General features: G+C 62.0%; 13 protein-coding genes. 8 read left to right on the plus strand and 5 right to left on the minus strand.

What is annotated here, in order from left to right:
* The first annotated feature begins 4 nt into the window (after positions 1 to 4).
* A complete protein-coding gene (locus WNY80_RS17655; protein WP_342888730.1) occupies positions 5 to 1,021 on the plus strand; it encodes a GlxA family transcriptional regulator in 1,017 nt (338 codons plus the stop codon).
* Here the strand turns inward: WNY80_RS17655 and WNY80_RS17660 are convergent.
* The 4 genes from WNY80_RS17660 to WNY80_RS17675 form a co-directional block, all read right to left on the minus strand.
* Positions 1,008 to 1,790, minus strand: coding sequence for an ABC transporter permease (locus tag WNY80_RS17660; RefSeq protein WP_342888731.1), 783 nt, complete (start codon positions 1,788 to 1,790; stop codon positions 1,008 to 1,010). The genes WNY80_RS17655 and WNY80_RS17660 overlap by 14 nt on opposite strands.
* Complete coding sequence (locus tag WNY80_RS17665; protein ID WP_342888732.1) at positions 1,790 to 2,521, minus strand: ABC transporter permease; 732 nt, start codon at positions 2,519 to 2,521, stop codon at positions 1,790 to 1,792. The genes WNY80_RS17660 and WNY80_RS17665 overlap by 1 nt, the downstream gene beginning before the upstream one ends.
* A gap of 74 nt (positions 2,522 to 2,595) precedes the next feature.
* Entirely contained in the window at positions 2,596 to 3,366 is a 771-nt protein-coding gene (locus WNY80_RS17670; RefSeq protein WP_342888733.1) for a transporter substrate-binding domain-containing protein, read from the minus strand.
* Positions 3,367 to 3,413: 47 nt separating this feature from the next.
* A complete protein-coding gene (locus WNY80_RS17675; protein ID WP_342888734.1) occupies positions 3,414 to 4,220 on the minus strand; it encodes an ATP-binding cassette domain-containing protein in 807 nt (268 codons plus the stop codon).
* Between the two features lie 132 nt (positions 4,221 to 4,352).
* Here WNY80_RS17675 and WNY80_RS17680 point away from each other — a divergent pair, with 132 nt between their 5' ends.
* Genes WNY80_RS17680 through WNY80_RS17695 form a run of 4 tightly spaced genes read left to right on the plus strand, consistent with a single transcriptional unit; the run spans position 4,353 to position 8,594 of the window.
* A complete protein-coding gene (locus WNY80_RS17680; RefSeq protein ID WP_342888735.1) occupies positions 4,353 to 5,201 on the plus strand; it encodes an arginine deiminase family protein in 849 nt (282 codons plus the stop codon).
* Positions 5,198 to 5,827, plus strand: coding sequence for a TetR family transcriptional regulator C-terminal domain-containing protein (locus tag WNY80_RS17685; RefSeq protein WP_342888736.1), 630 nt, complete (start codon positions 5,198 to 5,200; stop codon positions 5,825 to 5,827). The genes WNY80_RS17680 and WNY80_RS17685 overlap by 4 nt, the downstream gene beginning before the upstream one ends.
* 5 nt (positions 5,828 to 5,832) lie before the next feature.
* Positions 5,833 to 6,996, plus strand: coding sequence for a pyridoxal phosphate-dependent aminotransferase (locus tag WNY80_RS17690; protein WP_342888737.1), 1,164 nt, complete (start codon positions 5,833 to 5,835; stop codon positions 6,994 to 6,996).
* Entirely contained in the window at positions 6,996 to 8,594 is a 1,599-nt protein-coding gene (locus WNY80_RS17695; protein ID WP_342888738.1) for a 5-guanidino-2-oxopentanoate decarboxylase, read from the plus strand. The genes WNY80_RS17690 and WNY80_RS17695 overlap by 1 nt, the downstream gene beginning before the upstream one ends.
* Positions 8,595 to 8,598: 4 nt before the next feature.
* Here the strand turns inward: WNY80_RS17695 and argE are convergent, their stop codons facing one another.
* On the minus strand, positions 8,599 to 9,762 hold the full coding sequence (argE, locus tag WNY80_RS17700; RefSeq protein ID WP_342888739.1) for an acetylornithine deacetylase: 1,164 nt from the start codon (positions 9,760 to 9,762) through the stop codon (positions 8,599 to 8,601).
* Positions 9,763 to 10,034: 272 nt separating this feature from the next.
* On the opposite strand from argE, the gene WNY80_RS17705 reads away from it, so the two are divergent.
* From WNY80_RS17705 to WNY80_RS17715, 3 genes are read left to right on the plus strand one after another with little or no spacing between them, the layout of a single operon-like run.
* Positions 10,035 to 11,039: an ABC transporter ATP-binding protein gene (locus tag WNY80_RS17705; protein WP_342888740.1), complete on the plus strand. Its 1,005-nt coding sequence runs from the start codon at positions 10,035 to 10,037 to the stop codon at positions 11,037 to 11,039.
* Positions 11,032 to 12,093 carry a dipeptide ABC transporter ATP-binding protein gene (locus WNY80_RS17710; RefSeq protein WP_342888741.1) on the plus strand — a complete coding sequence of 354 codons (1,062 nt, stop codon included), beginning with the start codon at positions 11,032 to 11,034 and terminating at the stop codon, positions 12,091 to 12,093. Before WNY80_RS17705 ends, WNY80_RS17710 begins: the two co-directional genes overlap by 8 nt.
* Complete coding sequence (locus WNY80_RS17715) at positions 12,090 to 13,790, plus strand: peptide ABC transporter substrate-binding protein (RefSeq protein WP_342888742.1); 1,701 nt, start codon at positions 12,090 to 12,092, stop codon at positions 13,788 to 13,790. The genes WNY80_RS17710 and WNY80_RS17715 overlap by 4 nt, the downstream gene beginning before the upstream one ends.
* Positions 13,791 to 13,849 lie beyond the last annotated feature (59 nt).

The raw sequence follows: 13,849 nt of genomic DNA on the forward strand, positions 1-13,849 counted from the left end.
AAATATGACAAAAAACAAAGCGCTGTCTGCGATTTCGGAAACAGGCCGGCCGATAACAGTCGATCTGCTGGTGTTGCCGGGAAGCTCCCTGCTTACGCTTGCCAGTGCGGTCGAGCCGCTCAGGGCGGCCAACCGGCAATCGGGACGCACGGTTTTTCAATGGCGGTTCGTATCGGTCGACGGGGATGCGCCGGTCACGTCGTCGGGGATCGCATGGCCGGTTTCCGCCCGGCACGACCCGGCCTCGCGTTGCGATGTACTTGGGATCGTCGCAGGTTTCGGCGCGGCGCAGATGACCGACCGGCGGCTCTTCGGCCATGTCTACCGGGCGGCACGCAATGCGACGATCGTCATGGGGATCGAATCCGGCCCCTGGCTGCTGGCGCGGGCCGGGCTGCTGGATGAGCATCGTGCGGCGACGCACTGGGAGGATTTCGAGGATTTTGCGGCTGCGTTTCCGAATGTCGATCTGAGGCCCGACCGCTACGTGGTTGATGGCCGCTTCATCACGACATCGGGCGCATCGCCAACATTCGACATGATGGTCGACCTGGTGCGGCAGGTGCTGGGGCACCCGGCGGCGCTGGATGTGGCGAGCAGTTTTGTCCACGACGATCTGCGCGCGGCAGGCGACCCGCAGGTCAACGTCACCCTGGGCGACGCAAACCACGACCCGCGCCTGGTCCGCTCGATCCGGATCATGGAGACCCATATCGACACGCCGGTCAGCATCGCGGCGATTGCCAGACGGGTGTCGATGTCGGCGCGCGGTCTCGAACTCTTGTTTTCGCGGCAATTGGGCCAGACGCCCGGTGCCTATTTCCTGTCCTTGCGGCTGGCGGCGGCTCGGCGGCTGGTCAATGACACGCGGCTGAGCATGACCGACATTGCCTCCCGAACAGGGTTTTCATCGGAATCGTCGTTCTCGCGTGCCTTCAGAAGCCAATTCGGCCTGTCGCCCAGCGCAAGCCGCAAGCAGCCGTCCACCGTGCAGAAGGTCGCGGCTGTCAGCCGCCCTTGACCGGAACCTTTGCCTCGAGCCAGCGAAACGCCATGACCAGGACCCCGGTCAGGATCATGTAGATCAGGGCCAGCAACAACAGCGGCTCATAGGTGAGGTAAGTGTCCTGCCGGACCCGCGAGATGATGGCGTAGACATCGACCACGGTGATGGTGGCGACCAGCGGCGTAGCCTTGAGCTGCAGCACGGTTTCACCGGCCAGCGTCGGCAGCGCCCGGTGGATGGCGCGCGGCAGCCAGATCCGCCGGAACGATGTCCATGGCGACATGCCGTAGGCGCGGGCCGCTTCCAGCTCCCCCTTGGGAACTCCGGCAAAGGCCCCGCGCATCACCTCACCCTCATAGCCGGCGAATGACAGCGTCAGCGCCAGCACACCGTAAGGCCATGCCGAGCGGAGATAGGGCCAGGCCCAGGACTGGCGGATTTCCGGCCAATAGGCAAACAGCGAACCGAGACCGTAATAGAGCAGCCACAATTGCAGCAGCAGCGGCGTGCCGCGGATCACGGTGCAGAACATGCGCGCCGGTCCCGACAGCCAGAACGGCCCCGCGGCCTGGGCGAGGCCAAGCGGAACGGCCAGCAGGAAGCCGAGAATGCTGGTCAGGAACAGCAGCCACAAGGTGGTGCCGACACCGGAGACCAGCTTGCCGGAATAACGCGGCAACCAGTCCCAGCGCATGTTGACGGCAGCAAATATGATGATGCCGATGCCGATGGCCAGCAGCACGAGGCGATGCGGCTCTCGCCAGCTTCGGATTTCAGGCCCCATCACCGCACCGCCGGGATGCCGCGGCGGGCATAGCGTTCAATCCGGCGGATGCCGACATTGGAGATGAGCGTCACCATCAGGTAGAGCAGGCCTGCCGCACAGAAAAACAGGAAATAGGATTTTGTGGTGCCGCCGGCCTGCCGGGTGACCAGCGTCAGTTCCGCCACACCGACAACGGCCAGAAGCGCTGTATCCTTGGTGGCGATCAGCCACAGATTGGCAAGCCCCGGAACGGCATGGGGCAACATGCCCGGAAGCGTGATGCGCCTGAGAACCTGCAGCGACGACATGCCGTAGGCGCGTGCGGCCTCAAGTTGGCCGTGCGGCACAGCCTTGAAGGCACCGCGCAAAACCTCGGTCTGGTAGGCGCCCTGCACCACGCCGATGACGAAGATACCGGCAGCCAGCCCGCTGATATCCATGCGCTCGGCACCGATCAGCACCATGACCTGGTTGAGAGCATCCGTTCCGGCGTAATAGAGCAGCAGGATGAGAACGAGTTCGGGCACCGCGCGTACCAGCGTGGTGTAGACATCCAGCAGATCACGCAGGATCGGCCCGCCGTAGAGCTTGCCGGTTGCGCCACCGATGCCGATCAGGAAACCCAGGATGTAGCCGCCGACGGCGACCTGCAGCGAGACGGCGAGACCGCCCAGCAGCACGCCTCCCCAGCCTGGCGGCTCAAGCGCCAGAAGCTCCCAGTTGGCCAGACCTGCAATCCACTCAAGCATGAAGGACAGCCTTTCCGGCCCGGCGGGAAAATCCCGCCGGGCCGGTCAAAGCGCGTAGCGCCAGTTCAGGCATTTTACTGACCGTAGATGTCGAAGTCGAAATAGGCCTTCGAGAACTCGGCATAGGTGCCGTTTTCGCGGATAGCCGCGATTGCCTTGTTGAACTTTTCGCGCAGTTCGTCGTCGCCCTTGCGCAGGCCGATGCCGACACCGGCGCCGAGAATGGCCGGATCGTCTTCGACAGCGCCGGCGATTTCGCAGCATGTGTCGGACTTGACGAAGGCATCAAGCGCCAGCGAGTCAGCCATGACAGCATCAACACGGCCGGCGGCCAGATCCTGGTTGGCTTCGTCCTGGGTCTGGTATTCCTTGATCTCGGCAACCACGTCACCGAAATGCTCGATCACGTATTTCTGGTGGATGGTAGACACCTGAACACCGAGAATCTTGTCCTTCAGTCCATCTGCATCAGGCGTGATGCCGGCGCCCTTGGCGGTCGCGATCACAGCCGGGGTATTGTAGTACTTGTCGGAGAAGTCGATGGTCTTCATCCGCTCTTCGGTGATCGACATCGAACCAATGATCGCGTCGATCTTGTTGGATGTCAGCGCCGGTATGATACCGTCCCATGCAACCGGGGTGACCACGCAATCAAGCTTGGCTTCGGCACAGACGGCGTTCATGAATTCGATTTCCCAGCCGGTCCAGTTGCCGGCTGCATCCGGCTCGGTGAACGGCGGATAAGGCTCTGCGGCAACGCCGACGCGCACTGTTTCAGCGGATGCGGCCTGGGCTGCAAGCGACAGGCCAAGGGCGGCGATTGCTGTGATGATTTTGTTCTTCATGTTTTTCCCCTGTTAAAGAGTTCGGGCTTTGCCCATTGAACCTTGGACTACTCAACAGTCGCAAGGAATTTTTGCAGGCGCTCCGACTTGGGAGCGCTGTAGACAGTGTCCGGCGGACCTTCTTCCTCGATCACGCCGTCGGCGAGGAAGACCACGTGATTGGCGACCTCGCGGGCGAATTTCATTTCATGCGTTACCAGAAGCATGGTGCGGCCTTCGCGCGCCAGGTCGGCAATGACGGCAAGAACCTCGCCGACCAGTTCCGGATCCAGCGCCGAGGTCGGCTCGTCAAACAGCATGACCTCCGGCTCGACGGCAAGCGCGCGGGCGATGGCGGCGCGCTGCTGCTGGCCGCCGGACAGGAATGCCGGGTAGACATCACGCTTGTCGGACAGGCCGACGCGTTCAAGCAGTTTCTCGGCGCGGGCAATAGCCTCGTCACGCGGAACGCCCATGACCTGCACCGGCGCCTCGATGACATTGCCGAGCACCGTCATGTGCTGCCACAGGTTGAAGCTTTGAAACACCATGGCAAGCCGGGTGCGGATGCGGCGAAGCTGTGCCGAATTGGCAGGCTGCAGGCCGCCTCGCCCGTCCGGTTTCATCTCGATGGTTTCGCCCTGGATGCTGATTGCGCCGCTGGTCGGCAGCTCCAGCATGTTGATGCAGCGGAGCAATGTCGATTTGCCTGATCCCGATCCGCCGATGATGGCGACGACATCGCCGTTGCTGGCCGACAGAGACACACCCTTGAGCACCTCAAGGTCACCAAATCTCTTGTGAAGACCGGTGACTTCGACAGCGGGCGGGGATGATTCTGTACCGGTTTTCACACCGGTTTCTCGACTGCTCATACGCTTCCTCTGAAGCTCCTGATGGAGCGATACCGTTCAATCGTGACCCTTGCGCAGTAATTAATCAAGTGTATAATTTCAAAAATCGCTCCCCCCAGAACGGACTCATTCATGACATACGGATCCCAATCCATGACTCCCCCGCTCAAGCGGGTCATTATGCGCGCACCCGGAGACAGCCTGCGTCAGGCCAACGCCAAGGACTGGCATTACGGCGCCGGATTCGACGGCCAACGGGCCATCGAGCAGTTCGGCGTGTTCGCGGATCTTATCGCAGCCAGCGGTGCGGAGATCGTCTGGATCGAGGATTCGGGCGACGGTCTTGCAGACGCGATGTTTACCCATGACCCCTCGCTGGTCACCGACAAGGGCGCCGTGATCTTGCGCATGGGCAAGCCGGGCCGGATGGCGGAACCCGAACTTCATGCGAAAGCGTACCAGGCCGCGGGCGTGCCGATCCTCGGACGGATCGAAGCTCCGGGGTGCGTCGAGGGCGGCGACTGCGTATGGGTCGACAAGAACACGCTCGCGGTTGGACGTGGCGTGCGGACCAACCAGGCAGGCATTGAGCAACTGGGCAAAATTCTTGCGCCATTGGGCGTGAGTGTTCTCGGCTTCGACCTTCCGCTCGGCAATGGCGCAGACGCCTGCCTGCACCTGATGTCGGTGATTTCGCCGCTCGACGAGAAACTGGCCCTTGTCTATGCGCCGATGCTTCCCGTCGCCTTCTGGCAATTGCTCAAGGAGCGCGGCTACACCCTCGTGGAAGCCCCCGACGACGAATTTGCGGCTTCCAACGGGCTCAATCTCAACGTGCTGGCGATCACCCCCGGCGAGGTGATCATGGTTGACGGGTTTGCCAAGACCCGTGCCCTGATGGAACAGGCCGGCTGCAAGGTAACTGCGTTCAAGGCCGATGCGCTGTGCATTCCCTGCGAAGGCGGACCAACCTGCCTGACGCGTCCCGTGTGGCGGGAATGACGCGGCGGACGTTTCATCGTGAAACCGAAGCGGTTCGGCAAAATGACCTGATCGCCGCAACACTCGACAGTGTTGCGGAACTGGGGCTGGCCGGTGCCACGGTACGCGAGGTTGCCTACCGTGCCGGCGTGACCCCGGGACTGATCCGGCGCTACTTCGACAACAAGGAACGACTGGTTGCAGCAGCCTACCGGACCTTCATCTCGAACCTGATCGAAACGGCTGCGGCCGGGTGTGGAGACGGGCCTGCGCATGCGCGGCTGGCCGGGCTGATCCGCGCCAGCGTCACCGCCCCGGTGGCCGACGGCCGCACCCTGTCGATCTGGGCGGCCTTCATCGGAACCGTCAACTCGGACCCGGTGATGGCTGAGACTCATCGCGAAGGCTACCAGGCTTTCCGCGACCTGATCGAGCAGCTTGTCGGCGAATGCCTGCGGGAATGCGGCACCGACGCTTCACACCAGAGCATCCGCCAGCATGCGATTGTGCTGAACGCATTGCTTGACGGATTGTGGATCGAAATTTCCATGGGCGGCGACGATTTCTCGCGCATGGACGTGGTCAGAATCGCACTCGATTCAACAGCGACATTGCTTGGCATAGACCCGGCTGAATTCAGGGAATGAACAGTATGAAATACGCGGCAATCACCGAGCGTCTGGCTCATACGGGCGGAGCAAAATGGGCCATCCATCAACGCTGCCGGGCAATGAAGGCGGAAGGCGCCGACATTATCGAACTGACCATCGGGGAACCGGACCAGCCGCCGGATCCGCAGCTGTTCGAGGTGTGCCACCAGTCGATGCTGGCGGGCCGGACCGGCTATTCGAGCGGGCGCGGCGAACAAGAGCTCCTGGAGGCGATTGCCACGCGTTACGCACGGCGGCGCCCGGGAGTGGATGCCGCCAACGTATTGTGCTTTCCTGGCACCCAGACCGCCCTGTTTGCGACCATGATGGCGCTGACCGGTCCGGGTGATGGCGTGCTTGTCGGCGACCCCTTTTATGCCACTTATGAAGGCGTCATCCTCGCCAGCGGCGCTCACCGGGAATCGGTTGCGCTCAGACCGGAGTACGAATTCCGGCTCAACGCAGATGATCTGGAAGCGGCGATCACACCGCAGTCCAGGGTGCTGCTGCTCAATTCTCCGCACAATCCCACGGGCGCTGTGCTCACCGCCGATGACGTCGCGAAAATCGGCGCTGTCTGCAAAAAGCACGATCTCTGGATCGTTGCCGACGAGGTTTACGAGGAACTGGTGTTTGACGGCACATTCGCCTCGCCGTTCGACAATCAAGACCTCGCCGACAGGGTGATCGCCGTCTCGTCCATTTCCAAGTCCCACGCCGCGCCGGGCTTCCGCAGCGGATGGGCGGTTGGTCCGCATGAATTCTGCGAGAAACTGCTGCCGCTCTCCGAGACCATGCTGTTCGGCAACCAGCCGTTCATCGCCGACATGACGGCTTTTGCACTCAATTCGGATCTGCAGACTTCGGCGCGGATGCGTGAATCGTACAAACACAGGGCCAACCTTTTTGCCGACACACTCGGTAAGCTCGACGGCATCACTGCATATCGTCCGCAAGCTGGCATGTTCATCGTTCTCGACGTGGCAGGGACCGGACTTGACGGTGAGAAATTCGCCTGGCGCCTGCTCGAGGCAGGCGTTGCCGTGATGCCCGGCTCGTCGTTCGGCGACAACGCCGGCAATCTGGTTCGGCTCAGCCTGACCGTGCCGGACGAGTCGGTGGTGGAAGCCTGCAACCGCATCGCGCGTTTCGTGGAAAGCCTCTGATGGCTGCACATTCATCCACTGTCGGCGAAGTGCTGGTGAGCATGCTGGAACAGGCCGGCGTCGACACGGTCTTCGGCATTCCCGGTGTGCACACCATCGAGCTTTATCGCGGCCTTGCTGCCAGCTCCATCCGTCACATCACGCCGCGGCACGAGCAGGGCGCGGGCTTCATGGTCGATGGCTATGCCCGTGTCACCGGGCGGCCGGGCGTGTGCTTCGTCATCACCGGACCGGGCCTGACCAACACGCTGACCGCCATGGCACAGGCACGCGCCGACAGCATTCCGATGCTGGTAATCTCCGGCGTCAACGCCACACCGACGCTGGGCAAGGGCCGCGGTCACCTGCATGAACTGCCGGACCAGGCAGGTCTCGCCAGTACCGTGGCGCTGTGGTCGCACACGCTGACGGACCCCGGGCAGCTGGGTGCGGTCTTGCGAGAGGCATTCGCGATCATGACAAGCGGCCGCCCCGGTCCGGTCCACATAGAGATCCCCACCGACGTGATGAAGCTGCCGGCACCGGAGCAGGCCTTCGAGATGCCCGCCGCCCCCTCGTTGCGCCCCTCCCCGGTTGACCTCGCCACAGCGGCGCGCATGTGCGCCGAGGCCCGCAAGCCGGCGATCCTGATCGGCGGCGGCGCTGTGCGGCTTGACGGGGCTGTTCGCCGGTTCGCCGAAATGCTTGACGCGCCGGTGATCAGCACCACCAACGCCCGCGGGATCATGTCGGGCCATCCACTTGATGTGCCCGCCAGCCCCAGCCTCGCCTGCGTCCGCGAGATGCTTGCCGCCTCGGACCTTGTGCTGGCGCTGGGAACCGAACTCGGGCCGACCGATTGCGACATGTACGAGAATGGCGGCTTTTGCCTGCCGGCCAACCTGATCAGGGTCGACATCGACGAGGACCAGCTGGCGCGCGGTGCGAAGCCCGCGCTGGCAATCAAAGCCGGGCTTGCTGCCTTCATTGAAGACATGCTCGAGGATTCCGGTACCTGGACGCCACACCGCTCCGGCGACGGGGCAACACGCGCCGGCAGTCTTCGCGACTTGGCCAGGACCGAGATCGGCGAAGCCTATTGCGGACATATCAACTTGCTGCAGGACATCTGGAGAGCCTTGCCGGAAGCTACCCTTGTTGGGGATTCGACGCAGCTGGTCTATGCCGGCAACATGTATGTCGAGGCACCACGGGAAACCGCCTGGTTCAATTCAGCCACCGGCTTCGGCACTCTTGGCTACGCGGCGCCAGCGGCAACAGGAGCGGCACTGGGCCAGGCCGGGCGCCCGGTGGTGGCGCTGCTCGGCGATGGCGGCTTCCAGTTCACGCTCGCAGAACTTGGCAGCGCCCGCGATTGCGATGCCGATGTGGCCTTCCTGGTCTGGAACAATTCAGGCTACCAGGAGATCGAAACCTCGATGGTCGACTCCAGCATCACTCCGATCGGAGTTACCCCGTCTGCGCCGGATTTTTCGATGGTGGCATCGGCCTATGGCCTTGCCTCGCGCCGGGTCGGCAGCCGCGACGAAATCATCGCGGCGCTGAAGGAAATGCCACGGCCCTGCCTGATCGAATACATCGACAGCGGTTCCGCCTGATCACTCACGCGCAGAGCGCATCCAGCAACCGATCGATGAAGGCTTCGCCGGCGGCGAGCTGTTCCAGCGAGAGAAACTCGTCGGGCTGGTGTGCCTGGGCGATATCGCCCGGTCCGCAGATCACCGTCGAATAGCCACGGACCTGGAACTGGCTGCCTTCGGTGCCGTAGCTGACCACATGGCGGCCATTGTCGCCGGTCAGGCGGCGGGCCAGCGTTTCAGCCGGACCATCGGTCTCGGGGGTCAGCGCCGGAAGCGCAAAGCCGCGCTCGAGATCAATCCCGCTATCGGGATGGATTTTCTGCATCTCGGTAGTCAACTCCGCCGCTTTCGCCTCGAAGGCATTGGCCCAGTCCTGCGGGCTTTCGCCGGGCACAAAGCGGAATTCGATGAAAAAGCGGCAATCCTTGGCGGTGATGTTGTGCGCGGTACCACCCTCGATGGTGCCGACATGCAGCGTGGTGAAAGGCGGATCGAAGGGGGCGGCCAGTTCGGACGGCTGCCGCGCAGCATTTTCCGCATTGCGCTGGTTAGCCCAGTCGATCAGCTTCGCCGCCTGCATGATGGCGCTGACACCGTAAGGCAGGAGTGACGAATGCACTTCGAAGCCGCGGACGTGAACCTTGTAGGCAAGACCGCCCTTGTGGCCGGTGACCACCCGCATCATGGTCGGCTCTCCGACAATGACCTCGCGGGCGCGCGGCAGGGCTCCCAGCATTGTCTCGACGAGATCGACGACGGCGACGCAGCCGACTTCCTCGTCGAACGACAGCGCCAACTGCAGCGGCCGCTTGAGCGGCAGCTTGGCGGCCCGCACCATTGCCATGAGCGCCAGTGCGTCAAATCCCTTCATGTCGCAGGAACCGCGGCCATAGAGTTTTCCGTCGCGCTCGGTCAGCGTCCATGGATCGGTGGTCCAGGCCTGGCCGTCGACCGGCACCACGTCTGTATGACCCGACAGGATCACCCCGCCATCGATTTCAGGGCCGGTCTGTGCATAAAGGTGCGCCTTCGTGCCGCAGGGGCTCATGATCCGTTCGGAGCGGATTCCATGCTGCGAAAGATAGGCCTCGACCCACTCGACAAGCGGCAAATTGGTGTCACGGCTTACCGTCGGGAACGAAACCAGCTTTGCCAAAATTTCGCGAACACTAGAATTATCTTCCATAAACAGGCCTCAAATTGGTTGGAATCATCAATAGCATTCCACTATCCACACTTTTGTTGGCATTCGCTGCCGTTGTCCAGTGCCGGTTTTGCGGGAAACCCTGTTCCGGGCTGCAGCACGTCTGGACACTTATCACCCAAATTGAAAAACCCCACTGGTCAACCCGAGAGAAATTGGTCAATAGTATGGGTCACCGGCGATTGCGAGATCAGACCGGCAACAAAAATAACGGGAAAACATCTCCCGAGGGGTACAGTATGCCAGACACGGCCATGCCAATTCTGGATGTTAAAGGGCTTAAAACGGTTTTCCGCACCCGCGGCGGTGAAGTTCACGCGGTCAACTCCGTCGATTTCGATCTGCGCCCGGGCGAATTGCTCGGCGTTGTCGGGGAAAGCGGATCTGGAAAATCGGTGACCATGATGTCACTGCTTCGACTTCTGCCTTCTCCGCCTGCGGAGATGCGGGACGGAACGGTGATGTTTGACGGTCAGGACCTGCTAAAGATCAGCGCGGAGGAGTTGCGGAAAGTACGCGGCTCCAAGATCGGCTTTATCTTTCAGGACCCGATGACATCGCTCAACCCGGTCTACACGATCGGATTCCAGCTTGCCGAGCCGTTGCGGGCACATCTCGGCATGTCCAAGGCGCAAGCACGGGAACGGTCGATCGAGCTTCTGCAGCTTGTCGGCATCCCCGACGCCGAGAGGCGGCTGAAGGATTATCCACACCAGTTTTCAGGCGGCATGCGCCAGCGCGTGATGATTGCCATTGCGCTTGCATGCGATCCGCAGGTGCTGATCGCGGACGAGCCGACGACGGCTCTGGACGTGACCATCCAGGCGCAGATCATCGAACTGGTCAAGGAACTGCGCCAGAAGCTCGGGATGGCGATCATCTGGATCACGCACGACCTTGGGGTCATCGCCGGGATCGCCGACAGGGTGATGGTGATGTATGCCGGCCAGGTGGTTGAGGAAGGTCCCGTCAACGAGATCTTCCGCGATCCGCGGCATCCCTATACCCAGGCGCTGTTGAAGACCGTTCCGGCCGTGCGCGGCCCGCGCGCCGACAAGCTGCAGGTGATCGAAGGCCAGCCGCCGATCATGTACGAAGCGCCTGCGGCCTGCTCGTTCCGCAACCGCTGCCAGTTTGCCTTTGACCGCTGCTCACAGGAAAACCCGGCGCTTGCCGAGATTTCCGCACCGGGCCATCGCGCCGCCTGTTTCCTGCTGGACAAGGCCTCAACGCCAGAGCCGGAGGCCGTCAATGGCTGAAGCCGAATCCGCCGACCCGCTCGTAAAGGTGCGGGATCTCAAGATGTATTTCCCGATTCATGCCGGACTGTTCCGGACTCATGTCGGCGACATCAAGGCCGTGGACGGCATCAGCTTCGACATCATGCCCGGCGAGACGCTCGGGCTGGTGGGGGAATCGGGCTGTGGCAAGTCGACGGTCGGGCGCTCGATCCTGAGGCTCTACGATGTCACCGCCGGCACGGTTGAAATCAACGGCTCCGAGATCGCCCATGTCGACCGCGACAGCCTGCGCTCCAAACGGCCGATGATGCAGATGATCTTCCAGGATCCGCAGGCCAGCCTCAATCCGCGGATGACGGTTGCCAGCATCATTGGCGAGCCGCTCGACGAGCACATGAAGCTCTCGCCGGATGAAAGGCTTGCCCGGATCTACGAACTGATGGACTGGGTCGGCCTCAACCGGACTTTTGCCAAACGCTATCCGCATGAATTTTCCGGCGGGCAGCGTCAACGCATCGGCATTGCGCGGGCGCTGGCCCTGAACCCGAAATTCATCGTTTGCGACGAGCCGATCGCAGCGCTCGACGTCTCGATTCAGGCACAGGTTGTCAATCTTCTCGAGGAGCTGCAGGACCGGCTGAACCTGACTTACCTGTTCATCAGCCACGACCTGTCGATGGTCCGCCACATCGCCGACCGGGTGGCGGTGATGTATCTGGGCCGGATTGTCGAAGTGGCGGACCGGGAAACTCTGTTTGCCGAGCCACTGCACCCCTACACGCAGGCGCTGCTGTCAGCCGTACCGGAGCCGGATCCGGAATCCGAGCGGAACAGGAAACCGATCGTGTTGCAGGGCGACGTGCCCTCGCCCGCCAATCCGCCAAAGGGCTGCAACTTTTCAACCCGATGCCCCAAGGTCATGGACATCTGCCGGCAAATCGAGCCCGACGTCCAGGATTTCGGAGGCGGAAGACAGGTGGCCTGCCATCTCTATTCCGAAAGCATGAAAACGACCGCGGAACCAACCGCCGGCGAAATAAATAAGCAAAAATCAACAAGGAGACAGCCATGAAACTGAGGACAATTCTGATGGGCGCCGTCGCCGCTGTGGCGATCGCACCTGTCGCACACGCCGAGCGAGGCTCGGACGGCGAAGTCAAGATCATCTACTGGCAGGCGCCTTCGATCCTGAACCCGTATCTTTCGGGTGGCACAAAGGACATCGAGGCTTCGTCGCTGATCGTCGAGCCGCTGGCCCGCTTCAATGAAAAGGGCGCATTGGTTCCCTATCTTGTCGACGAAATTCCGACCGTTGAAAACGGCGGCGTTGCTGCCGACCTGACATCGATCACCTGGAAGCTGAAGGAAGGCCTCAAGTGGTCCGACGGCACACCGGTGACCTCGGCCGACGCCAAGTTCACCGCCGAATACTGCATGGCGCCTGACGGCGGTTGTGCGCAAAGTGCAAAGTTCGACGGCGTGAAAAGCGTCGAGACACCGGATGAGCGCACAATCGTGGTGAATTTCACCGGACCGAAGCCTGTGCCTTACGCAGCCTTTGTCGGCGCCCAGTCGCCGCTGATCCAGGCGGCCCAGTTCAAGGATTGCCTCGGCGCGAAAGCGCAGGAATGCACTTCGGCCAATTTCGGCCCGATCGGCACCGGACCTTTCGTCGTCACCGACTTCAAGCCGAACGACGTGATCACCATGAAGGCCAACGAAAACTACCGCGATCCGGCCAAGCCGGCATTCGCGACCTTGACCTTCAAGGGCGGCGGCGACGCAGCATCCGCTGGCCGTGCAGTTCTGGAAACCGGCGAGTACGACTACGCCTGGAACCTGCAGCTTGCTCCCGAAGTCATTGCCAAGATGGCCGAAGGCGGCAAGGGCAAGCCGATTTCCGGCTTCGGTACGCTGGTTGAGCGCATCGAAATGAACATGACCGATCCTTCGCCGGACCTGCCGGAAGGTGAGCGCGCAACGGCCAAGCACCCGCACCCGATCCTGTCAGACATGAGGGTTCGCAAGGCACTCTCGATGGCGATCGACCGCAACCTGCTGGTTGAAATCGGTTACGGCCAGGCTGGCCGCCCGACCTGCAACCTGGTGCCTGCACCGGAACTGTTCGCTTCGCCGAACACAGACTGTATTGCCCAGGATGTGGATGGCGCGAAGGCGCTGCTCGACGAAGCCGGCTGGACCGTCGGTGCCGACGGCGTCCGCGAGAAGGATGGCAAGAAGTTCAAGCTTCTTTTCCAGACTTCAACCAACGCCGTGCGTCAGGATTTCCAGGCGCTGATCAAGCAGTGGTGGTCGGATATCGGTGTTGAAACCGAACTCAAGAACATTGACGGTTCAGTGTTCTTCGGTGGCGATCCGGCTTCCCCGGACACGTTCCAGAAGTTCTATGCCGACGTGGAAATGTACGCCAACAACTTCGACGGGACAGATCCGGAGCAGTATCTTGGCCAGTACACTTGCGAGAAGGCCCCGCGGCCCGAAACGCAGTGGCAGGGTGAGAACATCAACCGCTTCTGCGATCCGGCCTATGACGAACTGGTTGCCGAACTCGGCAAGACCGGCGAAATCTCCAAGCGTGCCGAAATCGCCAAGAAGCTCAACGAGATGGTCACCAAGGACTCGATGACAATCGTACCGCTGGTTGATCGTGGCCGCGTGTCGGCTCATTCCAACAGCCTCGGCGGTGTTGTGCTCAACACCTGGGATTCCGAGATCTGGAATGCAGCGGACTGGTACCGCATCAAGTAATGCAGACAATGAATGGTCCCGCTCCGGCGGGGCCATTCCCCCCTGTCCGCTCTTTCCCC

Origin of the sequence: Hoeflea sp. AS16, assembly GCF_038900095.1 — a bacterium.
GTDB lineage: Bacteria > Pseudomonadota > Alphaproteobacteria > Rhizobiales > Rhizobiaceae > Hoeflea.

Coding starts and splice junctions, on each gene's coding strand:
- WNY80_RS17655 (WP_342888730.1), top strand. CDS start 5: ATGACAAAAAACAAAGCGCTGTCTGCGATTTCGGAAACAGGCCGGCCG.
- WNY80_RS17660 (WP_342888731.1), bottom strand. CDS start 1,790: ATGGGGCCTGAAATCCGAAGCTGGCGAGAGCCGCATCGCCTCGTGCTG.
- WNY80_RS17665 (WP_342888732.1), bottom strand. CDS start 2,521: ATGCTTGAGTGGATTGCAGGTCTGGCCAACTGGGAGCTTCTGGCGCTT.
- WNY80_RS17670 (WP_342888733.1), bottom strand. CDS start 3,366: ATGAAGAACAAAATCATCACAGCAATCGCCGCCCTTGGCCTGTCGCTT.
- WNY80_RS17675 (WP_342888734.1), bottom strand. CDS start 4,220: ATGAGCAGTCGAGAAACCGGTGTGAAAACCGGTACAGAATCATCCCCG.
- WNY80_RS17680 (WP_342888735.1), top strand. CDS start 4,353: ATGACTCCCCCGCTCAAGCGGGTCATTATGCGCGCACCCGGAGACAGC.
- WNY80_RS17685 (WP_342888736.1), top strand. CDS start 5,198: ATGACGCGGCGGACGTTTCATCGTGAAACCGAAGCGGTTCGGCAAAAT.
- WNY80_RS17690 (WP_342888737.1), top strand. CDS start 5,833: ATGAAATACGCGGCAATCACCGAGCGTCTGGCTCATACGGGCGGAGCA.
- WNY80_RS17695 (WP_342888738.1), top strand. CDS start 6,996: ATGGCTGCACATTCATCCACTGTCGGCGAAGTGCTGGTGAGCATGCTG.
- argE (WP_342888739.1), bottom strand. CDS start 9,762: ATGGAAGATAATTCTAGTGTTCGCGAAATTTTGGCAAAGCTGGTTTCG.
- WNY80_RS17705 (WP_342888740.1), top strand. CDS start 10,035: ATGCCAATTCTGGATGTTAAAGGGCTTAAAACGGTTTTCCGCACCCGC.
- WNY80_RS17710 (WP_342888741.1), top strand. CDS start 11,032: ATGGCTGAAGCCGAATCCGCCGACCCGCTCGTAAAGGTGCGGGATCTC.
- WNY80_RS17715 (WP_342888742.1), top strand. CDS start 12,090: ATGAAACTGAGGACAATTCTGATGGGCGCCGTCGCCGCTGTGGCGATC.